This is a genomic window from Halomonas sp. DP3Y7-2 (genome assembly GCF_019800795.1).
GTDB classification, from domain to species: domain Bacteria; phylum Pseudomonadota; class Gammaproteobacteria; order Pseudomonadales; family Halomonadaceae; genus Halomonas; species Halomonas litopenaei_A.
Genome location: NZ_JAHVKJ010000005.1, coordinates 106,721 through 131,693, shown reverse-complemented (window position 1 = coordinate 131,693; position 24,973 = coordinate 106,721). Strand labels below are relative to the sequence as shown.

At 60.5% G+C, this 24,973-nt stretch carries 20 protein-coding genes; 5 read left to right on the top strand and 15 right to left on the bottom strand.

Annotated features, from left to right (window positions below):
* Positions 1-130 precede the first annotated feature (130 nt).
* Both csiR and KUV45_RS05885 read left to right on the top strand, forming a co-directional pair.
* Positions 131-817: a DNA-binding transcriptional regulator CsiR gene (gene csiR / locus KUV45_RS05890; RefSeq protein ID WP_206939004.1), complete on the top strand. Its 687-nt coding sequence runs from the start codon at positions 131-133 to the stop codon at positions 815-817.
* Positions 818-1,118: 301 nt separating this feature from the next.
* Positions 1,119-1,331 carry a ribbon-helix-helix protein, CopG family gene (locus KUV45_RS05885; RefSeq protein WP_206939008.1) on the top strand — a complete coding sequence of 71 codons (213 nt, stop codon included), beginning with the start codon at positions 1,119-1,121 and terminating at the stop codon, positions 1,329-1,331.
* On the opposite strand, the gene KUV45_RS05880 is transcribed toward KUV45_RS05885, so the two are convergent.
* The 8 genes from KUV45_RS05880 to KUV45_RS05845 form a co-directional block, all read right to left on the bottom strand.
* Positions 1,298-3,202 (bottom strand): protein kinase, encoded by a 1,905-nt coding sequence (locus tag KUV45_RS05880; RefSeq protein ID WP_206939017.1) that lies wholly within the window; start codon positions 3,200-3,202, stop codon positions 1,298-1,300. The two genes, KUV45_RS05885 and KUV45_RS05880, sit on opposite strands and share 34 nt — an antisense overlap.
* Positions 3,203-3,276: 74 nt before the next feature.
* Positions 3,277-4,935, bottom strand: a complete 1,659-nt coding sequence (locus KUV45_RS05875; protein ID WP_222163770.1) for a dihydrolipoyllysine-residue acetyltransferase — start codon at positions 4,933-4,935, stop codon at positions 3,277-3,279.
* 23 nt (positions 4,936-4,958) lie between these two features.
* Complete coding sequence (locus KUV45_RS05870) at positions 4,959-5,936, bottom strand: alpha-ketoacid dehydrogenase subunit beta (RefSeq protein WP_206939020.1); 978 nt, start codon at positions 5,934-5,936, stop codon at positions 4,959-4,961.
* Position 5,937: 1 nt separating this feature from the next.
* On the bottom strand, positions 5,938-7,146 hold the full coding sequence (locus tag KUV45_RS05865; protein WP_206939022.1) for a thiamine pyrophosphate-dependent dehydrogenase E1 component subunit alpha: 1,209 nt from the start codon (positions 7,144-7,146) through the stop codon (positions 5,938-5,940).
* A 332-nt stretch (positions 7,147-7,478) separates the two neighbouring features.
* On the bottom strand, positions 7,479-8,204 hold the full coding sequence (locus KUV45_RS05860) for an ABC transporter permease (protein ID WP_222163769.1): 726 nt from the start codon (positions 8,202-8,204) through the stop codon (positions 7,479-7,481).
* Positions 8,197-9,141, bottom strand: a complete 945-nt coding sequence (locus KUV45_RS05855) for an ABC transporter ATP-binding protein (protein WP_222163768.1) — start codon at positions 9,139-9,141, stop codon at positions 8,197-8,199. The genes KUV45_RS05860 and KUV45_RS05855 overlap by 8 nt, the downstream gene beginning before the upstream one ends.
* Positions 9,138-10,295: an ABC transporter permease gene (locus KUV45_RS05850; RefSeq protein ID WP_224852105.1), complete on the bottom strand. Its 1,158-nt coding sequence runs from the start codon at positions 10,293-10,295 to the stop codon at positions 9,138-9,140. The genes KUV45_RS05855 and KUV45_RS05850 overlap by 4 nt, the downstream gene beginning before the upstream one ends.
* A gap of 15 nt (positions 10,296-10,310) precedes the next feature.
* Complete coding sequence (locus tag KUV45_RS05845; protein ID WP_222163767.1) at positions 10,311-11,225, bottom strand: glycine betaine ABC transporter substrate-binding protein; 915 nt, start codon at positions 11,223-11,225, stop codon at positions 10,311-10,313.
* A gap of 88 nt (positions 11,226-11,313) precedes the next feature.
* On the opposite strand from KUV45_RS05845, the gene KUV45_RS05840 reads away from it, so the two are divergent.
* Positions 11,314-12,441 (top strand): DUF1853 family protein, encoded by a 1,128-nt coding sequence (locus KUV45_RS05840; RefSeq protein WP_222163766.1) that lies wholly within the window; start codon positions 11,314-11,316, stop codon positions 12,439-12,441.
* A 23-nt stretch (positions 12,442-12,464) separates the two neighbouring features.
* On the opposite strand, the gene cysS is transcribed toward KUV45_RS05840, so the two are convergent.
* Together cysS and KUV45_RS05830 are read right to left on the bottom strand one after the other, a co-directional pair.
* Positions 12,465-13,874: a cysteine--tRNA ligase gene (cysS, locus tag KUV45_RS05835; protein ID WP_222163765.1), complete on the bottom strand. Its 1,410-nt coding sequence runs from the start codon at positions 13,872-13,874 to the stop codon at positions 12,465-12,467.
* 1 nt (position 13,875) lies between these two features.
* Entirely contained in the window at positions 13,876-15,555 is a 1,680-nt protein-coding gene (locus tag KUV45_RS05830; RefSeq protein WP_222163764.1) for a glutamine--tRNA ligase/YqeY domain fusion protein, read from the bottom strand.
* Positions 15,556-15,728: 173 nt separating this feature from the next.
* On the opposite strand from KUV45_RS05830, the gene KUV45_RS05825 reads away from it, so the two are divergent.
* Both KUV45_RS05825 and KUV45_RS05820 read left to right on the top strand, forming a co-directional pair.
* On the top strand, positions 15,729-16,229 hold the full coding sequence (locus KUV45_RS05825) for a peptidylprolyl isomerase (RefSeq protein ID WP_206939037.1): 501 nt from the start codon (positions 15,729-15,731) through the stop codon (positions 16,227-16,229).
* A gap of 58 nt (positions 16,230-16,287) precedes the next feature.
* Positions 16,288-17,067, top strand: coding sequence for a UDP-2,3-diacylglucosamine diphosphatase (locus tag KUV45_RS05820; RefSeq protein ID WP_206939039.1), 780 nt, complete (start codon positions 16,288-16,290; stop codon positions 17,065-17,067).
* Between the two features lie 111 nt (positions 17,068-17,178).
* On the opposite strand, the gene KUV45_RS05815 is transcribed toward KUV45_RS05820, so the two are convergent.
* The 5 genes from KUV45_RS05815 to clpX all read right to left on the bottom strand — a co-directional run bounded on the left by KUV45_RS05815 (position 17,179) and on the right by clpX (position 24,907).
* Positions 17,179-18,195, bottom strand: coding sequence for a GTP-binding protein (locus KUV45_RS05815; protein ID WP_222163763.1), 1,017 nt, complete (start codon positions 18,193-18,195; stop codon positions 17,179-17,181).
* 285 nt (positions 18,196-18,480) lie between these two features.
* Entirely contained in the window at positions 18,481-20,301 is a 1,821-nt protein-coding gene (locus KUV45_RS05810; RefSeq protein WP_222163762.1) for a SurA N-terminal domain-containing protein, read from the bottom strand.
* A 184-nt stretch (positions 20,302-20,485) separates the two neighbouring features.
* Entirely contained in the window at positions 20,486-20,758 is a 273-nt protein-coding gene (locus tag KUV45_RS05805; protein ID WP_206939045.1) for an HU family DNA-binding protein, read from the bottom strand.
* A 176-nt stretch (positions 20,759-20,934) separates the two neighbouring features.
* Positions 20,935-23,343: an endopeptidase La gene (gene lon, locus KUV45_RS05800; RefSeq protein ID WP_206939047.1), complete on the bottom strand. Its 2,409-nt coding sequence runs from the start codon at positions 23,341-23,343 to the stop codon at positions 20,935-20,937.
* 274 nt (positions 23,344-23,617) lie between these two features.
* Positions 23,618-24,907, bottom strand: coding sequence for an ATP-dependent Clp protease ATP-binding subunit ClpX (gene clpX / locus KUV45_RS05795; protein WP_206939049.1), 1,290 nt, complete (start codon positions 24,905-24,907; stop codon positions 23,618-23,620).
* Positions 24,908-24,973 lie beyond the last annotated feature (66 nt).

The following is a 24,973-nucleotide window of genomic DNA, read 5'->3' as shown; positions in this document are numbered from 1 at the left end:
CTCTGAACCAGCCCCCTGAACGACACCCGGGCCAATGCCTAACCCGTCGGCACACCCAAGGCCTTAGGCGAATGTCGAGCGCTGCGCCATTCAGGTAAGATGGCGGCGTGATACATGGACGGGCCACGAGATGGAAGACTCACCCAAGCAGAACCTCGCCATCAGCGCCTACCGCTGGCTGAAGCAAGACATTATTCGGGGCACCTTCGCGCCCGGGGAAAAACTCCTCATGGCGGGACTCAAGGAGCGTTATGAGCTGGGCGTCGGTCCCTTGCGGGAAGCGCTCTCCCAATTGGTCGCTGATCGCCTGGTGGTGGCGATCAGCCAGCGCGGCTATCGCGTAGCCCCCATGTCCCTGGCGGAGCTGGCAGATCTCTACGACGCCCGTGCCCAACTTGAGGGACTGATGCTCGAACTGGCCATTCAGCGTGGCGATGATCGCTGGGAAGCCAATATCATTGCCACCGCCCATACCCTGGCCAAGGTGGAAAGCGTCAGCTCCTCTGATGAGCTGCTGGATCTGTGGGACAAGCGCCACAAGGCGTACCACAGTGCCATTGTGGCCGGCTGCAACTCACCTCACCTGATGCAGGTGCGCGAAGCACTGTTCGACCAGGTAGAGCGCTATCGACACCTGTGGCTGCGCGAGACCGTTTTCTCGAGCCAGGCCCTGGCCGCCAAACGCGATGAGCACGCAGCACTGACCGAGGCAGTGCTGTCACGACACACGCAGAAAGCGCGACAGATGATGCGGGACCATTTGATGACCCCGGTACCCATCATCACCGACGTGATGGCCAAACGTGGACTGAGCTGAACCCTGACTCCCCCCGACTGGGCCGGCGCTGTTACCTCGGAGGTGAGGAAGACAGCGGCGGCTGCAAGGTCCATCATCGCTAGGGACGCGCTGCGTGCATCAGCTGAGCGGCGAAAGGCGCCCGCAGCGCAGAATCCGGAGCCTAGGCGGTAGAGATGGGGAGTTCGAGCAGCGCGTAACGCAGCGAATCGGCGGTGCAGGCATTCATTGTTTCCTTAGGGCTTGTCACCGCAGTGTCATCGGGTAATCCTATGCTTTCCATGAACATGTATGACGCTTGCGTCGCCACCGGAGAGACATCATGCCCCACTTACTGAGATTTTCACGGGAGCTGGAGGCTCGCCTGGACCTACTGGCAGAGCGCACGGGCATGACCAAGGCGGCTCTGATCGAGCGTCTGGTCAGCGAGGGTGCCGAGGTACTTGAGGCAGAGCTGGCACAGCACGGCGCCGGCAGCGAGCGCGCCGAACGCTCCATTGATCAACTGCTGCGAGAAAGCGGGCTAGGCGCCTGACCTTTCGCCAGCGTCGTCCTTTCCCGGGACTCTTGCGCTCGCGCCAGAGCGGCACGGGGGTCTCGGGGATAGTAGCGTTCGGGCTGACGGGCCACATGGGGGAAGAACCGGGTATCCTTGTACGGCATCTTCATGAATCCTGAGATGCCCAACCCTTCTATCAGTTTCACCGCATCCACAATATCTTCCAGACAGTCCCTGAACTGCTGCTCTCTCGACGGATCCAGCAATCGGTAGTGATGATGAATTTTCAGGTGTGAAGGCAGCACCTCGAAGATGATCATTCCGGTGTGATGAATATCATTGAGCGCCTGCAGCGAACTGATGATGGCGTCGGGTAACACCAGTAGCTCTTCAGGATCGGGACCATCTTCAAAGTAGCTGTGCAGGCGAGAGCGATCCTCCAGCTCAGGGACGGCACTGACCTCGTAGGACAGGGCAAGCCCCGGGTCCACCACGAAAGGATGTTCGGGAGAGCTGCGTTCCAGATGCAAGGTGTCTCTTGCGTTGAACAGACAGCTTTTAAAGATGCCCCGGCGGTGTATCGCGCGCGCCAGCGTGACCATGTTGTTGACGGCGGCCACGAACGCCACTTTCACCTGCGGGTCATGTACGTTCAGCGACGAGTCGATGTAGACGCCATCCGCTTCCCAACGAACGGCGAGTCCTCCCACGACAGGGTATTTGCCCAGCCGGCTGACCGCTGCCAGAAACGCCTTCTCTGTCTCCCCCATGCCCTGCATGAAATTACGGTAGTAGCGGTCAAGCTGGACGTCGTTGACGTCGGCCAAGGTCTCCTCGACCCCCTCTTCCCGCAGAAAGGCCTTGCGTGAGCTGTAGACCACCGTGTCAATCTCCCGTCGGGCGGGACGACTCCACACCGGCACCAGCGGTGATTCCTGTGGCAAAGGGAGCTCCAGCATGACCAGGCGTCCCATCCGCGGCATCTCGGCGATAAAGTGATCACCCGCCTTGAGCCTGACCTCTGGGTCAGGGTCGAGCATGCCATCCAGGGTCCTGGCAAACTCCATCGGAAGACCCAACGAGGTCGCCGGAATAGCGCGATGACCAAACCGGCAGGATTGTGCGGACGCCAGCGCATACAGGGTCCCGGCGGCGCCCTGCTCGTCAAATCGCGGCGATGACAGGGCACCTCCCAGCTGCTCTTCACCGATGAAGTAGACGTCGCCTAGACGGGCATTGGTCTGCTGCAGGTTGTCTGACATCAGTTCCATCACATTGGCGCTGACAAACTGGCGTCGGGCATCCAGCTGAGCAAAGACCGAAGAGCCCCAGTCGATCAGCGCCACCGTCTCGTCGCGGGCATCGAAGACCAGGTTGGAGGGTTTGATATCGCCATGCACGACTGGCCGCCGTGGCGCCCCCGCGGGAGATGTCTCCCGTCGCAGCTCACGCAGGATATCGGCCAGCTGAGTGGCAATCCGTATCACCAGACGCGGCGACAGGCGCCCATGTTGCAGCGAGACTTCTTCGAGATTGATACCTGGTGCACGTTCCATCACCAGGATGGGCTGATGACGCACCCGCTGATAGGCCACCAGGGCAGGCACTCGGGGATGGACCACCTGCTCAAGCATGAAGGCTTCTTCCTCCAGCCTGTCCTGCAGGTGCTGGGGCAAGGTTACCCGGGTGAACTTGAAGACGTAGTGGTGCTGTTCGGCGCTGATGCCGGCGAAGACAAACCCGTAGGCCCCCTTGCCGATCAGCTCGATCTGTCGATAGCCCAGCTGCTCCAGCTGCTGCTGACACAGCGCGACCCATTCCTTCAGCTTGCGTGCATCGTCCTGACTCAACAGGTAGATGGACTGATCTTCCGGAATGTAGAACTGCTGCAACGGTGCTGGGGCCATGGTGCTTCCTCCACCCTACCCCAGGCGCCAGACGCGCCTCACGCCTGGCCCCAGGTAGCCTACAGTGAACCTGATCAGGCCAGGTGCAGCAACATGCTTTCAGGGTCTTCAAGATACCCCTTCCAGGCGTTGCAGAAGCGTGCAATGGTGCCACCGTCAAGCAAGCGATGGTCGCCCGCCCAGGTCGCCGTCATGATGGCGCGCCGCGTCACATTACCCGCGGCATCAAAACGCGGTAGCCACTGGGTCTTGCCGATGGCAACAATCGCAGACTCGGGTACGTTGATGATAGGCGCCGCATAGGTGCCCCCGATCGCGCCAATGTTGGAGATACTGATGGTCCCGCCCTTGAGATCTGACGCGGACACGCGCCCTTCCCGCGCCGCGGAGGTAAGTCGCTGTACCTCACCGGCAATCTCGAGCAGCGTCAGGCGTTCACAGCCCTTGATGTTCGGTACCATCAAGCCGGCCTTGCCATCTACCGCCATGCCCACATTGCACTGGCTGGGGTAAAGAATCTGGGTGACCTGATCATCAAGTCTCGCCTGCACAATCGGGTAGTCCTTCAATGCCAGCGCCAGCGCCTTGATGAAGAATGGCATCACTGTCAGCCGTATCTCTTGCTTCTCCGCGACAGATTTCAACCTCTCACGCAGCGCCAGAAGCTCGGTGACATCGATCTCCTCCCCATACTGAAAATGGGGAACCGTGCTGGCCGCCGTGACCATCTGCTTTGCCATGGCTGCACGCACGCCGCGCAATGGCTCGCTGCGCTCCACCGCCGACGACTCAGAGCGGTCCGCTTGGACGGGCTGATGCGAAGCGTCACGGTGTTGCTTGTCGTCCACCTGCTGCCCCTGCTCCAGGAAGGCCAGTACATCATGCTTGAGCACCCGACCGTCGCGACCACTGCCTGGCACCTCTTCCAGACGAAGTTGGTGCTCCCGCACCAGCCTGCGCACTGCCGGACTGGCCGGCACTCGGCCGAAGGCTCCGCGCCCAGCACCCCGCGCTTCATGAGCGCGCTGCTCGCGAGTGGCCGCGCCAGCGATGGTTGCTGATGCGCTCGATCCCTCAGCGGTGGGCCGGGACTCGGCGCTGTCAGCGGGAGCTGCCTGCGCGGCTGGCCCAGCAGGCCCTTCTTCCACGCCATCGGCAAGATACCCGAACAGCGGCGCATGTACCTTCGCCATGTCGCCCTTCTCTGCATACAGCGCCTCGACCACACCGTCCTCGGGGGCGGTGATCTCGACCATGGCCTTGTCGGTCATGACGTCGACCAGGCGCTGGTCTTCACAGATCGAGTCACCGACGGCCACGTGCCATTCGACCACCTCACATTCGACGATGCCCTCACCAATGTCCGGCAGCACAAAGTCCACCCGGCGTCTGTTCGACGCTGTGGCAGCAGGCGCAGTCTCTGCGGAGCAGGCCGCGTCCTGCTGTCCATTGAGCGCATCGCCACCCGCCTCGTCGGCATCGCCAGCAGCAGCCTCCGAGTCACCCTGATAGGCAAACAGCGGGGCATGAACACGCGCCATTTCCCCTTTTGCCACATGCAGGCGAGTGACCACGCCAGCCTCGGGAGCGGTAATCTCCACCAGCGCCTTGTCGGTCATGACCTCGACGACCGGCTGATCCTCTTCGATGCGATCGCCCTCGGCGATCTTCCACTCCATGACCTCACACTCGACGATCCCTTCGCCGATGTCAGGAAGCTTGAATTCCGTCATTTCGTGACTCTCCCGGCGCCGTCTCAGTAGTGGAGTGAGGCGGTGATGGCTTCATAGATCTTCAAGTGATCGGGCAGGTACTCTTTCTCTAGGATCAGCGGAAATGGCGTATCCAGCCCGGTCACCCGTCGAATCGGCGACTCCAGATAGAGGAAGCAGCGCTCCTGGATCGTCGCCGCAATCTCGCCGGCGAAACCACCGGTGCGAGGCGCCTCATGGGTAATCACCAGCCGGCCGGTCTTGAGCACGGATTCGACCACCGTGTCCTCATCCCAGGGAAGAATGGTGCGCAGGTCAATGACCTCACAGGAGATGCCTTCCTTCTCTGCCATCTCGACCGCACGCTCGATGACCTCCATCTGGGCGCCCCAGCCCAGCACTGTGACGTCGGCTCCCTCCTTGATCACCTCAGCCTCCCCGATAGGCAGCTGATAATCGCCTTCAGGCACGTCACCGGTCGAGGCGCGATACAGGCGCTTGGGCTCGAAGAACAGCACAGGATCCGGATCCCGGATCGCAGCCAGCAGCAGTCCCTTGGCCTCATAGGGATTACGGGGTACGACAATCTTTAACCCCGGGGTGTGGGCGAAATAAGCCTCAGGGGACTGGGAGTGATAGAGCCCGCCTGAAATGCCGCCGCCGTAGGGAGTCCGAATGGTCATCCCACCGACATTGAACAGGTCCCCCGAACGAAAGCGAAACTTGGCCGTTTCATTCACTATCTGGTCGAACGCCGGAAAGATGTAGTCGGCGAACTGGATTTCGGCCACTGGCACCGAGCCCTGGGCAGCGAGACCGTTGGCAAAGCCGATGATCCCCTGCTCGACCAGCGGGGTGTTGAAGCAGCGCGCCTTGCCGTACTTTTCCTGCAAATGACTGGTGGCACGGAAGACCCCGCCAAAGCCTCCCACGTCCTCGCCGAAGCACAACACGTTGTCGTCTTCGGCCATGGCAATGTCGAGTGCCTGGTTGATGGCCTGCAGCATGTTGATGGTAGGCATGTCAGTCTCCTCCCTGGCTGTCATCATCCTGGCCTAACGCAGGATCCAGGGAACGTGCTCCCCGGGGGTACGCATCGGGATAGCGACGGACGTGCCGCTTCAACTCATCAAGCTGACGCTGCAAGGCAGGCGTCACATCGGCATATACATCGGTGACCATCGAGTCGATGGGAGGTGGCGGCCGCTTCTCGGCGCGCTTCATGGTGTCGAGCACCTCACGCCGCAGTTCGTCCTGCAGCGCCTTCTCCTGCTCTTCGTCCCACCAGCCCTGGGCTTCGAGCCACAGCTGCATGCGACGGATAGGATCCTTGGCGCGCCAGGCGTCCTCTTCCTTGCGCGAGCGGTAGCCGGAGGGATCATCCGAAGAACTGTGGGCCGCCAGACGGTAGGTCATGGCTTCGATCAATACCGGCTTGTTGTCTTCCACCGCGATCTTTCTGGCCAGCTCGGTGGCCCGGTAGACCGCCAGCACATCATTGCCATCGACCCGGATCACATGCATGCGATAACCCAGCGCACGAGGTGCCACCCCATCGGCGGCAAACTGTTCGACGGATGGGGTAGAGATGGCATAGCCGTTATTGCGGCAAAAGAAGATGACCGGCGCTTCATGCACTGCAGCCATATTGAGGGCTGCGTGGAAGTCGCCCTCTGACGCGGCACCCTCACCAAAATAGACAATGGTGCACAGGCCATCGCCGGCCAATTTTTGCCCATAGGCAAAACCCGTGGCTTGGGGGATCTGAGTCGCCAGCGGCGACGAGATGGTCATGTAGTGCAGCTTGCGCGACCCATAGTGGATCGGCATCTGGCGTCCCTTGCCATAGTCCAGCTCGTTACCGAACAGCTGATTCATGAACTCATCAAAACTGAACCCTCGGTACATCAGAGCGCCCTGCTCCCGGTACTGGGCCATGATCATGTCGGCGTCATCCAGGGCCGCGGCACTGCCGATGACAGCGGCTTCTTCCCCGGTGCATTGCATGTAGAAGCTGAGGCGTCCCTGGCGCTGAGCTGCCAACATACGCTCGTCGAGAACCCGTGTGGCCAGCATGGCACGATAGATGCGCAATGCCTGGTCACGCTCCAGTGCCGGGCCTTCGGCGCCGTCGTACAGGGTGCCGTCCTGAGAAAGAACGGCATAGGTCGCAATCGAATATTCGTCGCCAGCCAGAAAGTCCGGGCTGTGCGTTTGTGCGGTCGTTGTCATCGCGCTGTTCCTTTGCCCCTTATGGGGGCAGTGTTGTCGTTATTTCTTCCCCCTACCAGGGGATCGCCCATAGTGGGGTCAACGCACGTTGTTGACGTTAACGTAAACTGATTCACGTGACTAGCCACGACTTTGGTCGAAAATCTAGGCGATAACAGCGGTCGCTAGCGTGATAGCCAGAACATCATGCTGGGAACCACCCAGCCTTCAGCAATAGCTCCGGCAGCCTACGAACAGACGCACCGTCCAAACAGCCTGCAAGGCAGGCCGTCGGTGCGCCAGCGGGAGAAGAACGTCGAACGGCAGGGAAACGTCTAACGAGCGTAGAACGTCTAACGCGAGGAAAGTCGTGCGAACACGCTATCGACTGCCAACGCCAGCAGTGCGATCAACAAGGCACCCTGCACGATGTAAGCCGTATTGCCGTTCACGATGCCAGAGATGATGGGATCACCGAGGTTGCTCGAACCGACCGTGGCTCCCAGGGCTGCCGTCGCGATATTGATCGTCACGGAGGTGCGAATACCCGCCAGGATGACCGGCGCAGCCAGCGGAAGCTCCACCTGGCGTAGGATTTGGCCGCCGGTCATGCCCATCCCTCGGGCCGCCTCCAGTACCGAAGGTGAGATACCCTCGATACCGGCCAGGGTGTTACGCACGATGGGCAACAGACCGTAGAGCAACAGCGCCACCACGATGGGCAAGGTGCCGAAGCCAAGTACCGGTACCGCCAGCGCCAGCACCGCTACGGGGGGGAACGTCTGGCCCAGCGATGCCACTTGCGCGACCAGTGGCAGGAACTCTCGCCCGGCCGGGCGAGTCACGGCAATCGCGCCTAGCACGCCCAACAGCGTGGCCAACGCAGCTGCGATGGACACCACCAACAAATGACGGCCCAGCAAGACGAGAAAGTCCACCCGAGCGTAAACCACGTCTCGGCTGTCGGGCTCAAGCCAACGAAAGACGGGTTCGAACAAGGACATCGCCAGACAGCCAACCAGCAATAGCGCGCACCATACGAAAGGCATCAGCCAACGTCGTGTCAGGACATCAGTCATTGACGCGGGCTCCCACCAGGCGCCGGAAGTTAAGCTCACCGATCGGGATGTCGTCGTCATCGACAACCGCCAGCCGCTCGACTCGCCGCCACAGCATGACCGACAGTGCCTCGCGAAGCGAAGCGGTCTGATCGATGCGTTCACGCGCCACCCCACCTGCCCCAAGGGGCACCATTCGCTCGCTGACGGGCAACAGCGCAGCCTCTTTGAGACCTCGATCTTCCCCACCCAACAGCGAAGCGACAAAATCATTGGCAGGCTCGCGCAGTAGCTGCAGCGGATGGCCCTGCTGAACGATGCGACCTTCATGCATCACCACCAGGCGATCCGCCAGCCGCAGCGCCTCATCCATATCGTGAGTCACGAAGACAATGGTCTTGCCCAGCCGCGCCTGGAGATCCCGCAGCTCCAGCTGCAGTGTCTCCCTGGTGATCGGATCCAGGGCGCCAAAGGGTTCGTCCATCAGCAGAATGTCCGGGTCCGCTGCCAATGCCCTGGCCACGCCCACTCGCTGAGCCTGTCCCCCGGACAGCTGGTCCGGATACTTGTCGGCGTAGTCGGCCATGGACAGGCCAAGCAGCGACATCAACTCCTCTACCCGAGCATCGATGCGCGACTTCGGCCACTTGAGCAGACGCGGCACCAGACCAATATTGCGAGCGACCGTCCAGTGAGGAAACAGCCCAGTGCTCTGAATCGCATAGCCAATACGGCGCCTGAGCACGTCCTCGCGAAAACTGCGAATGGGCTTTTGGTCGATGTGAATCTCACCCTCGCTATGTTCAATCAATCGATTGATCATCTTCAACGTGGTCGACTTACCGCAGCCTGACGTCCCCACCAGACAGCAAAACTCACCGCCGTCTATTTTCAGCGAAACATCATCGACCGCCACGGTATGATCGAACCGCTTAGTGATATGAATGAGTTCGATCATCGTGTGACTCCCCGACCAAGACGCCGTGAAAGATTACCCAACACACCATCGGCCAGCATGGCCATGACCAGGATGGGAAGTGCTCCGAGCAGCACCAGGTCCATCGCCGCTTGCCCCAATCCCTGGAAAATAAAACGTCCAAGCCCGCCGGCACCGATCAGCGCAGCCACCGCCGTCAGGCCGATAGCCTGCACCGTGGTAATCCGCACGCCTTCGAGCAGCACCGGCAGCGCCAATGGCAAACGCACCTGCCAGAACATCTGACCTCGACTCATGCCCATGCCTCGTGCAGCCTCAATCACCCCACGATCGACACCCTCCAGCGCCACAAAGGTATTACGCACCATTGGCAACAGGCTATAGGTCACCAGAGCCACCAAGGCCGGCGCCCAACCGATGCCACTGATACCGAGCTGATCCAGCCACGGAAAACGCTGGGCGGCCCAGGCCAGGGGCCCTAACAGCAGTCCAAACAGGGCCAGGCTGGGAATCGTCTGCATGAAATTGAGCACCCCAAACCCGGCGCGCTGCAACGCTGGAAGGCGACGCATCAACAGGGCCAGTGCAGCGCCCAATGCCAGGCTAAGCGCCACCGTCGCCCCAACCAGCAACAGGTGTTCCCCCACCGCTAGCCAGAAGTCGTCCGCCCGCCCCCGATACTCCTGCCACAGGGCCAGACGATCGAGACCAAGAGGAAGACATAGCGCGGTGACAACCAGCGGTACGCAGAGGCATGCAATATAGAGCCCTGCAGGCCAGCGCTGGCGAGTCCTCAGATCCAACAGCGCCAGCAACAGCACGAACAGCGTGCACCAGGCTCCCGCCCCGATTCCCAAGCGCGCCTGTGGCAGCTGCGGGTCAACAAGTTGATGAACGCACAGCACTAGCCATAACGGCAGGCCCAACAGTGCCAGCAGCACGAGTCCCAGTGAACGCCATCCAGGATCGGGCTGGCGCGCGACCCAGCCCGCCAAGGCCATGGGAAGACTCGCCAGCACAGCCATCGCCGGCCCCGCCACTTGCCAGGCATAGACAGCGTCACCCGGGACGATGCGGTTGGGAGCGCTACTGGCCACCGGCAAGCTCCACCACGCGAGCAGGCCCAGCGCCATCAATGTCAGCAACACAATATTGCCGCCACGGCGGCTTGCCACTGTCGTGATAATGGATCAGTCCTCGAGGGTCGCCAGATAATCTGCTGCCACCTTGGCAGGATCGAGGCCATTGACGGCCACATCCCCATTCAGGCGCTGCAAGGTTTCCAGGCTCAGCGACTCGAATACGGGAGCCAGAGCTGCGGCGATCTCAGGGTGGTTATCCAGGGCGGCACGCCGAATCACCGGAGCTGGCTGATACACCGGCTGCACCCCCTTGGTGTCCGTCATCACGACCAGGTCCAGCGCCTGCAGGCCCCCATCGGTGCCATAGGTCATCGCTGAGTTGACGCCGCTGGTCTGTTGCGCCGCAGCCCGCATGGTGGCAGCGGTATTACCACCGGAAAGCACCAGCAGGTCGTCATCGTCGAGGGAGAATCCGTAGGCCGCTTCGAAGGCAGGCAGGGCGAAGGCAGATTCAACGAAGTCGGTACTGGCGGCCAGCTTGTAGTCGCCGCCGTCATTGATAAAGCTCGCCATGTCCTCCAGGGTCTCGAGTCCGTTTTCCCTGGCGACGTCGCCGCGCACGCTGATCGCATAGGTATTGTTGGCCGACGCGGGGGTAAGCCATTCCAGGCCCAACTCGGCATCCTTGGCCTTCACCGTATCGTAGGCTTGTTGCGCATCGTGCCACACGGGGCTGTCGGTCATGTCATGAAAGAAGGCGCCATTACCGGTGTATTCCGGGTAAATGTCGATCTCGCCATTGAGCAGCGCCTCACGCACGATGCTGGTGCCGCCTAGCTGCAGTCGATCCTCGACCACGAGGCCTGCCGCCGACAGACGCTGCAGGATCATCTGGCCAAGAACGGACCCTTCGGTATCAATCTTGGACGACACCACCAGAGCATCTTCTGCGTAGGTCTGCGTGGCCACGGCAGAGCTCAACATCGTGGCCACCACTGCGGCCGACACTAAGGGACGCTTCATTATTCTCACCTGATTCCATGTGAATGTATGCTGAAGTATATGGAGATGACCCAACGCCTGCAGGACGTTCTGCCAACGTGAGTCCACCATGCCACCACGCCAGACCGCAAGCGCCAATCGGCCGGGACACACGCCCCGCCAATCCTCAACGCCGCATTCCCCCAAGCCGAGTGCGGTCAGCTCGCTGACGCCGACCGGCCGTGATCTGGCCTGGTTGCTGGAAGCACCAGACCTGGTGCGCTCACGCTGGGGTGGCCGCCCGACCCTTGACGAGCTGGGCCTTCACACCCGCAAAGCCCGCCACCAGCTGCTGTTGCAGGCACTTGACCCACTGCCCATTGCGACCACGGACACCCACTTGGGGTCATTACCTCGGCTTGGACAATATCATGAAGCGCTTTGGCAGTTTTTGCTGGCCACGGCACCGGGCACCGAACTGGTGGCACACAATGTGCCTATTCGAGAGGACCGCCGGACCCTTGGCGAGCTGGACCTGCTCTACCGTGATACCGCCGGCGGCCTGATCCATCTGGAGGTCGCCATCAAGTATTTTCTCGGCCTGCCAGAAGGGCCAGGCCGCCAGGATGACACCAGCAGATGGATCGGCCCCGGGGGGCTGGACAGCCTGGCCCTGAAGCTGACCCACCTGGAGCGTCATCAACTTGCGCTACTGTCCACACCACACCGGCGACAGCTGTTGAATGATGCACTGGCGAGCAGCACGGGACATTCAGGCGGTGCTCCGAACCCACCCCCCATCGAGGACACCATCAAGGCCCGTCTGGCCATGCCAGGCGTGCTTTTTTACCCATGGCAGCATCACATGCCGCCTCCTCGACAGGCGAACGATCATGTTCTCGAGGGTATCTGGTGTCATTGGCGTCACTGGGGCGAGCTATGCCGCCAGCATGACACGCTGCGCTTCGGCGCATGCCTGACCAAGCCCCATTGGTTGGCGCCACCTCCACCGACACAATGGATGCCGCGCAGCACCCTGAGTCGATCCCTGGCCGCCCACTTCGCCACCTACGCCTTTCCCGTGCAGGTCATGCTGTGTGATGACCCTGCTCGTGTGGAGCAGGACATTCTTGCCATCGATGGCGGCGGGCAAGCTGCCTACAAAAACGCGCCGTCCGCGTTGAGCGGACGACGCATCTTTGTGGTCGACGACAGCTGGCCTCACCAGGTACCACTACCACCGCGAAGCCCGGTCTGACGCCATTGTCGCCAGGCCGACAGTCAGCTGCGATCCACCACCCAGTGGGTGCCTTCACGGGAGTCCTTGAGAATGATCCCCTGAGCCGCCAGTTCATCGCGGATACGATCCGCCTCAGCGAAATCGCGAGCCTTCTTCGCCTCGGCGCGCGCAGTGATCCGGGCATTGATCTCATCGTCAGACAGATCGACAGCCCCCCCTTTCAAGAACGCAGCCGGCTCCTGCGTCAACAGGCCCAGTATTCCCCCCAGTCGCTTCAACTCGAGGGCCAGACCGGCCACGTCTGCGCTCGTGGTACTGGCATTGCTCTGCTCCGCCTCCTTGCGGGCACGATTGAGTTCGCGCACCAGCTCGAACAGCACCGACAGGGCCTCGGGCGTGTTGAAATCGTCATCCATGGCAGCGGTAAACCGCGCGGCATAGTCACCCGGCCCCACTTCGATTTCTGCAGGAAGCTCGATGCCATCAAGCGCGGTATAAAAGCGCTCGAGGGACTTGCGCGCTTCACCCAGGGCGTCGGGCGCATAGTTGATAGCACTGCGGTAATGGCTTGCCACCAAAAGGAAACGCACGACCTCGGGGTCGTGTTGCTCGAGAACCTCGCGGATCGTGAAGAAGTTGCCCAGGGACTTGGACATCTTCTCGCTATCGACCCTGACCGCCCCGGCATGCATCCAGGTGTTGACGTAACGCTGGCCGGTTGCCGCCTCGCTCTGCGCGATTTCGTTCTCGTGATGAGGGAAGGTCAGGTCCGGCCCCCCACCATGAATGTCGAAGGTATTGCCCAGGCAGCAGGTGGACATGGCAGAGCACTCGATGTGCCAGCCGGGACGACCTTCGCCCCACGGCGACGTCCAGCTGGCCTCGCCGGGCTTGGCCCCTTTCCATAGCACGAAGTCGAGAGGATCTTCCTTGTGCTCGTCCACCTCGACGCGGGCGCCCGAACGCATCTCATCCAGATTACGGTTGTTGAGCTTGCCGTAATTCTCGAACTTGCGTACCCGGTAATAGACATCACCGTTGCCCGGGGCATAAGCAAAGCCCTTGTCGATCAGCACCTCGATCATGGCAATGATCTCGGCAACATGACCGGTAGCTCGCGGCTCCTGGTCAGGACGCTGAACGAACAGGCGGCCCTCGTCCTCATGCATGGCATCGATCATGCGCTCGGTCAGCTCGCCGATGCTTTCGCCATTCTCCTCGGCGCGACGCAGGATCTTGTCATCGATATCGGTGATATTGCGGACGTAGGTGACATCATAGCCACGATGACGCAGGTAGCGACTGATGACGTCAAAGGCCACCATCACGCGAGCGTGGCCAAGATGGCAGAAGTCATACACCGTCATGCCACAGACATACATCCGAACCTTGCCGGGCTCAATCGGTGTAAAGACTTCCTTGGTACGGGTCAGCGTGTTGTAGATCTGCATGTCAGCCCTTCTTCTGCATCTTGGCCCAGGTGTCTTTCAGACCGACCGTGCGGTTAAACACCAGGTGGTCTGGACGGCTGTCGTGACGATCGGCGCAGAAGTACCCCACTCGCTCGAACTGGTAGCGGTCTTCATTGTCGGCATTGGCCAAGCTCGGTTCACCAATCCCCTTCACGGTCACCAGCGACTCTGGGTTCAGGTGATCGAGGAAATCCGCGTCCTTGTCCTTGTCTGGCTGCTCGACCAGGAACAGGTTGTCGTACAAGCGAACTTCCACAGGAACGCCATGACGCGCGCTTACCCAGTGGATGACGCCCTTGACCTTGCGTCCCTCCGGGTTCTTGCCCAAGGTATCGAAGTCAACACTGCAGCGCAGTTCCTCGATCTCGCCATCCGCGCTCTTGATAACCTCATCGCAACGTATGACGTAACTGTTGCGCAGGCGGACTTCCTTCCCGGGCGCCAGACGGAAGAACTTCTTGGGCGGCTCTTCCATGAAGTCGTCGCGGTCGATCCACAGCTCCCGGTTAAACGGAATCTTGCGCACCGGCATATCTTCACGGGCGGGGTGGCCAGGCACCTCGTAGACTTCCTCGTGGTGCTCCTCCACGTTCGTCAGCACCACCTTGAGCGGGTTGAGCACGCACATGGCGCGAGGTGCATTGTCCTCGAGATCCGAGCGGATGGCGTGGGTCAACATGGCAATATCGACCAGGCCGCCGTCGGCGCGGGTCACCCCGATCATCTCGCAGAACTTGCGCAAAGACGCAGGGGTATAGCCTCGCCGACGCATGCCGGAGATGGTCGGCATGCGCGGATCGTCCCAGCCCTCGACGATGCCATTGTCCACCAGCAGCTTGAGCTTACGCTTGGAGGTCAGCGTGTAGTTGAGGTTGAGTCGAGCGAACTCGATCTGGCGCGGCTTGGTCGGCACTGGCAGCTGATTCAAGAACCACTCGTACAGCGGACGGTGGTCCTCGAACTCGAGGGTGCAGACAGAGTGCGTAATGCCCTCAATGGCATCGGACTGACCGTGGGTGAAGTCGTAGGAAGGATAGATCTTCCACTTGTCTCCGGTCTGGTGGTGATGGGCATGCCGAATACGATAGAGGATCGGATCGCGCAGGTTGATGTTGGGCGAAGCCATGTCGATCTTGGCCCGCAACACCTTCTCGCCTTCGGCGAACTCGCCCTGGCGCATACGCTCCAGCAGATCAAGATTCTCGTCGGCACTGCGGTCGCGATACGGGCTTGGGCGACCAGCCTCGGTCAGCGTACCGCGGTATTCACGAATCTCGTCTGGTGACAGATCGTCGACATAGGCCTTGCCTGCCTGGATCAGGTACTGCGCCCAGGCGTACAGCTGATCGAAGTAGTCAGAGGCGAAGCGAATGTCCCCCGCCCACTGAAAGCCAAGCCAGCTGACGTCTTCCTTGATGGCGTCAATATAGGCCTGTTCTTCCTTGGCCGGATTGGTGTCATCAAAGCGCAGATGACAGTCACCACCGAATTGCTCCGCGAGCCCGAAATTGAGACAGATTGACTTGGCGTGGCCGATATGCAGAAAGCCATTGGGCTCCGGGGGAAAGCGCGTCACGATCTTCTGCGACTGTCCGCTCTCGATTTCCTCGCGAATCTGGTTGCGAATGAAATTCGGCGCGCTGCTTGTCTCGGTGGTCATGTTGATGGATCAACCTCTGGTGGTGTACGGGCGTTGAGGGGCTGGCGGTTGCCCCCCGACTTCGCGCTGCGAAGCAAAACCGCTATTATAGCGTCACGCTAGGGCACGGCGCCAAGCCGTGCAGAGAACGAGAAAGGTGCCGACAGGCACAACATACCCAACAGGACCACTCAATGATCATCTTGCAGACCAATTTCGGCGACATCACGATCGAGCTCAACCACGACGAAGCGCCGAAAACCGCTGCCAACTTCGAGCAGTACGTTCGCGAAGGCTTTTACGATGGCACCCTGTTCCATCGCGTGATCGACGGCTTCATGGTCCAGGGCGGTGGCTTCGACAGCAACTTCGAGCAGAAGCAGACCCACGCTCCGATCGAAAATGAAGCCGACAACGGCTTGAAGAACGTGACTGGCACCCTCGCCATGGCGCGGACCCAGGACCCCCACTCTGCCACTGCGCAGTTCTTTATCAACGTTGCCGACAATGATTTCCTGAATCATACCGGCAAGAACATGCAAGGCTGGGGCTACTGCGTGTTCGGCCGCGTGGTCGAGGGCATGGAAGTCGTCAATCGCATCAAGGGTGTCTCCACCACTCGTCGCGGCATGCACGCTGACGTCCCGGCCGAGGATGTGATCATTCAGCGCGCCTATATCAAGGACGACGCCTAAACACCCACCTCAGCCCCCTCCAGGCCCATGCTTGGCCTGGAGGGTCAAGGATTACGCCATGGGCAAGACGACACTTCTGATCTCGGATCTCCATCTGCACCCCGGTGCGCCTGACATTACCCGTGGATTTTTGGCGTGGCTCGAGGAAAATCGCGGCACCGACGTCGATCTGTATCTGCTTGGCGATATCTTCGACGCCTGGATCGGCGATGACCTGATGCTGCTGGGGGATGCTGACCCCAGTGGCCATGCCCGCCTCGCCTGCGAGGTCGCCGACCAGCTCAAGGCAGCCAGCGATCGGGGCACGCGCATCTACCTGATGCACGGCAATCGAGACTTCCTGCTGGGCAGCGACTTTGCCGAACGAGCCGGTGCCACCTTGCTGAGTGATCCTCAGCGGATCGAGCTTGGCGGTGAACCGACGCTGTTGATGCATGGTGACAGCCTCTGCACCCGGGATGAGGCCTACATGGCCTTCCGGGCCAAGGCAAGGGATCCCCAGTGGCAGGCTTCCATCCTTGCGATGCCGATTCCCGAGCGATTGGCGCTGGCCAGCCAACTCCGTCAGCAATCCGGTGAAGCCAATAGCACGAAGGCCGCCGACATCATGGACGTGACACCTGACGAAGTCCTGTCGGCGATGCAGCAGCATGATGTAAAGCGCCTGATCCACGGCCACACGCACAGGCCCGACGTGCACCCACTGACGCTCACCGCGGCGGATGGCAGCAAGACCCAGGGCCAACGCATGGTAATCGGCGACTGGTCGAGCAACGAAGGGTGGGAAGTGCGCATCGACGGCGATGGCGCTCCTGCTCTCAATCGCTTCACCTTCTGAACAAGGCACCGATCGTGCGCAGGCCCCGAACGCCTGCACCGATGAGACACCACTGGCGGCACCAACACGCCGCCAGCGGCTCCCATGGGCAGGAAACGCTGACGCCCTCCCTTACTTCGTCACACGACAGGCCTCAAGCGCCGAGCTCAAGGCGTCGATATCCATCGGCAGATCAACGGGCCAGATGAGCTCGAGCCGCGAGTCTTGCTGCCACTGCCCCCAGCGCTCTCGCTGCTCCCCTGCTGGCAACACCAGCCAGCCAGCGAGGGTACGCATGACCCCCTTGCCACGACATGGCGATGGCAAGCCCTGCCACCAGTCATGCAGACCTTGCTCCTCAAAAGATTCATCAGGGTGCCAGCACCAACTGACCGAACGATAGCCTAGGCCCTGCCCCTCACGGCGAGTCCCAGGACCCGCCAAGGGCAAGACGGACTCGACATCCTCGCTTGGCAACCGCTCCACCAGCGCGTGTTCAGCGGGCCTCGCTCCCCCACCCGTACCCGCAAGCGCAGTGCGTGGCGCAAGATCCAGCAACCAACTCAACGGCAACCCGTGGTGGTCACTCTGGATGACGACGCCTGGCACCTGGGACTGGCATTCTCGCCAACGCTCAAAGACCGCACGATCGTCGGGACGGACAAGATCCGTCATTGACAGCACCCAGGCATCGGCCACGCCTAGCTGCTGCTTGAAGGTGTCATGCGCCACCACCCGAGCGTCAGCAACTCGACGGGGATCAAGGACCGCCACCACTGCCTGCAGCGTTAGCGCGTCCGCCAAGTCACCGGATCTCAATACCTCGAGTAACCCCGCGGGGTGACCCAGGCCGGACGGCTCGATCAACAGTCGATCTGGACGCTCACGCCGGAGTGTCTGAACCAGCACCGAGCGAAACACCGTGGCGACCTGGCAGCACAGACAGCCTCCAGGTACTGCCTGGACATGTACACCCGGCGTCTTCCCAAGCAGCGCCTGATCGACCCCGACCTGACCAAACTCATTGACCAGAATGGTCCAGCGTTCATGCTCGGGCTTCTGCTCGATCCAATGACGAATCAATTGACTCTTGCCACTGCCAAGAAAGCCCGTGACAACGTGTGTCGGCACGCTTTTCAGTGGTTTCATGGTGAACACAAGGTCTCCTCAAGCCCATGGGCAGCTAGCGAAGATAACGGTATAAAACATGACCAAAGCCCTCTCACGACTGTCACCTTGTCACGGTCCATCGCGCTCGCGCACCACCGCAACGAGGTGACAACCCGCCGTGACAACCCACCTGTCACACGGATTAAACACCGGGACGATGATGCTCTTCGATGGATCAATCCTCCATAGAAAAGGAGCACCCTTGGGTGCTCCTTGTTCTGCGTTGCGGCGGGGGCCGTATCACCCGTCTCCCACCACCTTGGCTTAATAGCGCTCTATATCGCCCACCTCCTCGAGGTGGCTGAGCAGCCCATCAAGAATCGCCTGGGCGCGAAGGCGCTCGGCCATGCTGGAGACAAACTGCTCCATCTGCGGGTTGCCCTGTGCTTCGCCGATGGCATCCAGCGCTATCAGGGTGACCTGATCACCCTCCACTGCACGACCGTAAACGACACCACCTTCTTGGGGATGAGGCAGTTTGAAGGCCGTCGTCAGCACGGCGTCCGGCACGCTGGGCGCGTCCTGCCGGCTGATCGCATCAGCCTGCTGCCAATCAAGTTCCAGCGACTGCCCGCCCTGCAGCTGAGCAACACGCTCGGATGCCAACTCGATCAGCGCATCACGAGTCTTGGCGCCACGAACGGCCGCCTCGACGTCGCTGCTGACCTCTTCCAGCGGCAGCGTGGTGGCATCGCGGTGATCCAGCGCCCGCAGAACCAGGCGACGCGAGCCGTCCAACTCGATGACTTCACTATTGAAGCCTTCGTCCAGCACTTCCTCGGAAAACGCCTGATCCATGACGCCGGGCTCCGCCAACACGCCCTCGGCGCTATCGCGGCTGACCCAGTCCGTGGTGACCAGATCCACTCCGATGGCGTCCGCGACGCTTTGCAGGTCATCTGCGGCAAAACTCTCGTCGATCAGCTGCTGAGCCGTGTCGTTGAAGTCGTCCCTGACCTGCTCTTGAGCCAAGCGATCACGGAGTCGATCACGCTCTTGCTCGAAGTCAGGGCGGTCCAGCTCCGTCACCTTGATCAGGTGCAGACCATTGTCGGTTTCCACCACATCAGATACCTGGCCCTGCTGAAGGGCAAAGGCCGCCTGCTCGAAGTCATCACCAAAAATGCCGCGGGTGATGACACCCAGGTCACCGCCGGCATCGCTGGTCGTGGTGTCATCGGAAAACTCTGCGGCCAGGGTCTCGAAATCCTCTCCCTGCGCCAGACGCGACTGCACGTCGGCGATTCTCGCTTCGGCTTCATCCCGAGTGCGCTCGTCACCAAACGTCACCATGATGTGAGACACGCGACGGTCCGCGTTTTCGGCGCTGGCTTCCCATGCCGCGCGGAGCTCGTCTTCGGAGACCTCCACGTCCGCCGCCATGGCCTCCTGATCAAGCAGCACGTAGGCAAGCTGGACTTGCTCAGGGCGCAGGAAGTCCTGCTGATGCTCACTGTAATAGGCAGACATCTCAGCATCACTGACGCTGACCTGCTGGTCCAGTTCACTGGCATCCATGGTGTGATAGCGGAAGGTACGCGTCTGACGCTGCAACTGGGCAAGGCGCTGCTGCTCAGCGGGCAAGGTGAAGTCGCTGGCGATCAACCCCTGCTGAATATGGCCACGCATCACGTCTCGGCTCAGCTGCTCGCGGAACGACAGCGGTGTATACCCAACACTGGCAAGGCGCTGACGGAATAGCTCCTGGTCGAATTGACCATCGGCATTGTGAAACTCGGGGCGACTGACGATCAGCTGATCCAGCTGATTGTCGGACACCGCAAGACCACCGGACTCCGCGTAGCTGATCATCAGGCGATCGCTGATCAACCCTTCAAGCACCTCACGACGCAGCGCTCTCTCCTGGTCAGCCGGCACCTGGTTGGCCCGCATGGCACGCTGAACGTTAACCTCGACCTGCTGACGATTGATTGGCTGGCCGTTGACCTTGGCCACTTCGTCACCGGACTGGCCAAACAAACCGATCAGCGACTCTACGCCGAACAGCGCCATGGTAACGACCACGGCCCCGATAATGATCTTTGCGATCCAACTTTGGGATCGGTCGCGAATACTTTGCAGCATGAAAGCCTCTGCGAAAGGTTGGGGGTTACGCTTGGCCTGGCAACAACGGTCAAGGTACCACACCCAAACTCATGAAAAAGGCGCACCGCGATAGCGATGCGCCCTTGGCGAGAGAAGTGTCAGCGGATGACACTACGCTCGTGTCAACGTTGCGAGGATTGGCCCAGGGCCAGTCACTCGTCAATCAGTTGACGGAATCCTTCAGAGCCTTGCCGGCCTTGAAGCTAGGCACCTTGGCAGCGCTGATTTCGATCGGCTGACCCGTCTGCGGGTTACGACCGGTGCGTGCGGCACGATCCTTGACGGAAAAGGTGCCGAAGCCAACCAGTGAAACGCTGTCGCCCTTCTTCAGGGTTTCGGTCACGGACTCGACCATGGCATCCAGCGCACGGGAAGCAGCAGCCTTCGGAATATCGGCAGACGCGGCAATGGCATCAATCAGCTCGGACTTGTTCACACTTCACCCCTTGACTATTACAGAAAAAGATACAAAACGGCGATTTTTTGGCCGACAGGCACGATCGCAGCATGGCGACAATTTATAGCAATGCGACGAAAGACCTGTCAAGCAACCTTCCTTGCCAATCCGCATGATTCCGGCATTTCCAGGCCGGAATCATGGAAAAAATGTCACTAGTGTGTACTGACCATTGAGTGAGTTGCAGTCGAATCCGTCGAAACCGAATCATCGGAATTATGATCCGTGTTTTTCGACAGCGCGACCTCCAACACCTCATCAATCCAGCGAACCGGATGAATCGTCAGGGCGTCCTTGATGTTATCAGGGACTTCCTTGAGATCTCTGCGGTTCTCTTCCGGTATTAGCACCGTCTTTATACCACCACGCCTGGCGGCCAGCAATTTCTCCTTCAACCCACCGATAGGCATGACTTCGCCACGGAGATTGACTTCGCCCGTCATGGCCACATCACAGCGCACAGGACGATTACAGAAGGCGGACACCATCGCGGTGACCATGGCGATGCCAGCACTGGGACCGTCCTTGGGAGTCGCTCCCTCAGGCACGTGGATATGCAGATCTTCCTTCTCGAAACGCTCCGGATCGATCCCCAGCGCTTCAGCACGGGCCCTGACGACGGTCTGGGCAGCACTGACAGACTCTTTCATCACATCGCCAAGGGAGCCCGTCTTGTTGATGCGCCCCTTGCCAGGCGTTACTACCGACTCGATGTTGAGCAGCTCGCCGCCTACCGATGTCCAGGCAAGGCCGGTCACCCGCCCCACTTGATCCTGCTTGTCGGCCAGACCGTAGCTGTAGCGTCGCACGCCAGCGTAAGTCTCGATATCCTCAGCCGCCAGCGTCTGAGAGCCCAGCGCCCCTTCCTTGCCTTCTTTCTCGAGACGCTCACGCAGCACCTTGCGGCTGACCTTGGCAATCTGCCGCTCCAGCTCACGAACACCTGCCTCGCGGGTGTAGTAGCGGATCAGCTCAAGGAGCGACGCATCACTGTACACCAGCTCGTCTTCCTTGAAGCCATTGGCAGCAAGCTGCTTGGGCACCAGATAACGGGTGGCAATCGCCAGCTTCTCGTCCTCGGTGTAGCCCGGCAGGCGAATCACCTCCATCCGATCGAGCAGCGGCCCGGGGATGTTCATCGAATTCGCGGTACAGATGAACAGGGTCTCAGAGAGGTCGTAGTCGAGCTCGAGGTAGTGATCGCTGAAGGCGTTGTTCTGCTCGGGATCAAGCACTTCGAGCAGTGCCGACGCCGGGTCACCGCGGTGATCCATACCGACCTTGTCGACCTCGTCAAGCAAGAACAGCGGGTTCTTCACCCCTGCCTTGGCCATACGCTGAATGGGCTTGCCAGGCAGCGAGCCAATATAGGTACGGCGGTGGCCACGAATCTCGGACTCGTCACGCACGCCGCCCAGCGCCAAGCGCACGTATTTACGATTGGTGGCTCGAGCGATCGACTTGCCAAGGGAGGTCTTGCCCACACCGGGCGGCCCAACCAGACACAGCACCGGTCCCTTCAGCTTCTTCACACGCTTGTGCACCGCGAGGTACTCAAGAATGCGCTCCTTCACTTCGTCAAGACCATAATGGTCTTCATCCAGAACCTTCTGCGCGTTCAGCAGATCGTGCTTGACCCGCGTACGCTTCTTCCAGGGCACTGAGACCAGCCAGTCGAGATAAGAGCGCACCACCGTCGCCTCGGCGGAGGACGGCGACATCATGCGCAGCTTGCCCAGTTCCTGGTTGGCCTTGTCGGCAGCCTCTTTCGGCATACCGGAATCCTTGATGGCCTGCTCGTACTTGTCCGCCTCGTTCGGCGCGTTCTCGAGCTCGCCCATCTCCTTCTGAATGGCCTTCATCTGCTCATTCAGATAATACTCGCGCTGAGACTTCTCCATCTGGTCCTTGACGCGCGAGCGAATACGCTTCTCGACCTGCAGCAGGTCGATTTCCGCCTCGATCAGCGCCATCAGGTGCTCGATACGATCGCGCACGCGATCCATTTCGAGCAGCTCCTGCTTGTCACCGATCTTCAACGACAGGTGGGCACAGATGGTGTCCACAAGCCGGCTGGGATCTTCGATGCCAGACAGCGAATTCAGCACCTCGTTGGGTACCTTCTTCGACATCTTGACGTACTGCTCGAACTGATTGAGCAGCACGCGTACCAGCGATTCCTGCTCGCGCTCGCTCAGTGGCTCGCTGGAGCGCAACACGACCTCAGCCCGAGAGTGGCCGTCCTCGGCAAGGGAGATGTCGCGAATGTCTGCGCGAGACTCACCCTCGATCAGGACCTTCACAGTACCGTCGGGCAGCTTCAACAGCTGCATGATCTCGGCAACGGTACCAATGGCGAACAGGTCTTCGTTGTCCGGATCGTCCTTGCTGGCCTCGCGCTGAGCAACCAGCAGGACCCGCTTGTCATCCGCCATGGCAGCTTCCAGTGCCTGGATCGACTTTTCTCTGCCGACAAACAACGGGATGACCATCTGCGGGTATACCACTACGTCACGCAGTGGCAAAAGGGGCAGACTCATAGTCTGTTCGGCGTTCTGCTGCATCGCAGACGTTCCTCAAACTTAGCGGGTGAAACCTGAGGGATGGGGGCACCCCCGAGGTATTGCAAGGGGAAACACCTGCCGGAATGCTGTGATACCTGCCACCGGCAGTCGTAGCCCGTCGACCAGAAAGCGAAAGACTAGGCTCGCAGGACACATCTCCTGGAACAATCACCTAAGACAATGCCCTTGAGACCATGCCCGGATATCAGGCCCGGCAGACAAAGGGGCCGCATCAGCGGCCCCTTTGTCGGCGTCGCGAGTCGACAGCGGCAGGTTAGCCGTCGGTACCATCCACCCGCGCGGCTTCCTCGGTATCTTCGCTCTGACTGTAGATCAGCAGCGGATCGCTCTCGCCACTGATGACAGACGCGTCGATGACCACCTTGCTGACGCCCTCAAGGGAGGGAATCTCATACATCGTGTCAAGCAATACGGACTCGAGGATAGAGCGCAGTCCACGTGCTCCGGTCTTGCGAGCCATCGCCTTGTGCGCCACTGCGCGCAGGGCGTCCTCTCTGAAGTCCAGCTCGACGCCTTCCATATCGAACAGGCGAGCATACTGCTTGACCAGAGAGTTCTTGGGCTCCGTGAGGATCTGTATCAGCGCATCCTCGGTCAGCTCGGTCAGGGTGGCAATCACCGGCAAACGTCCGACGAACTCGGGAATCAGACCAAACTTGACCAGATCCTCGGGCTCAACCTCAAGCAGCAGGTCACCCACTCCCTTGGACTCGTCCTTGCTCTTGACCTCAGCGTTGAAGCCGATGCCACCGGTCTCGGCGCGATCACGTATCACCTTGTCCAGACCGGCGAACGCACCGCCAACGATGAACAGGATGTTACCGGTATCCACCTGGAGAAATTCCTGCTGCGGATGCTTCCGACCACCCTGGGGCGGCACCGAGGCCGTAGTGCCCTCGATCAGTTTCAACAAGGCCTGCTGAACGCCTTCACCGGAGACATCCCGCGTGATGGACGGGTTATCGGACTTTCGAGAAATCTTGTCGATCTCATCGATGTAGACGATACCGCGCTCAGCCTTGTCGACATCATAATCACACTTCTGCAGAAGCTTCTGAATGATGTTCTCGACGTCTTCACCGACGTAGCCAGCCTCGGTCAAGGTGGTGGCGTCGGCGATGGTGAACGGCACGTTGAGCAGGCGCGCCAACGTCTCGGCCAAAAGCGTCTTGCCGCTGCCGGTAGGACCAATCAGCAGAATGTTCGACTTACCGAGCTCCACGTCGTCCTTGCCGCTATGACGAAGACGCTTGTAGTGGTTATAGACGGCCACGGACAGCACCGTCTTGGCGCGGTCCTGACCGATCACGTAGTCATCGAGAGTATGTCGAATTTCGCGTGGAACGGGCAGACGCTCCTCGTCGCTCTCGGCATCGGCATCGAGAACTTCCTCGCGAATGATGTCGTTACACAGATCGACACACTCATCGCAGATATATACAGACGGACCGGCAATCAGCTTGCGCACTTCATTCTGGTTCTTGCCACAGAATGAACAATACAGAAGCTTACCGTTGTCGTCCTTGCCTTTGCCGTCGGCCATTCGCGTACCTCTCTGGCAGCGGCAGCCCCGCAGGGCCACCGGTAATCACGTAGTCATCGCGCAAGC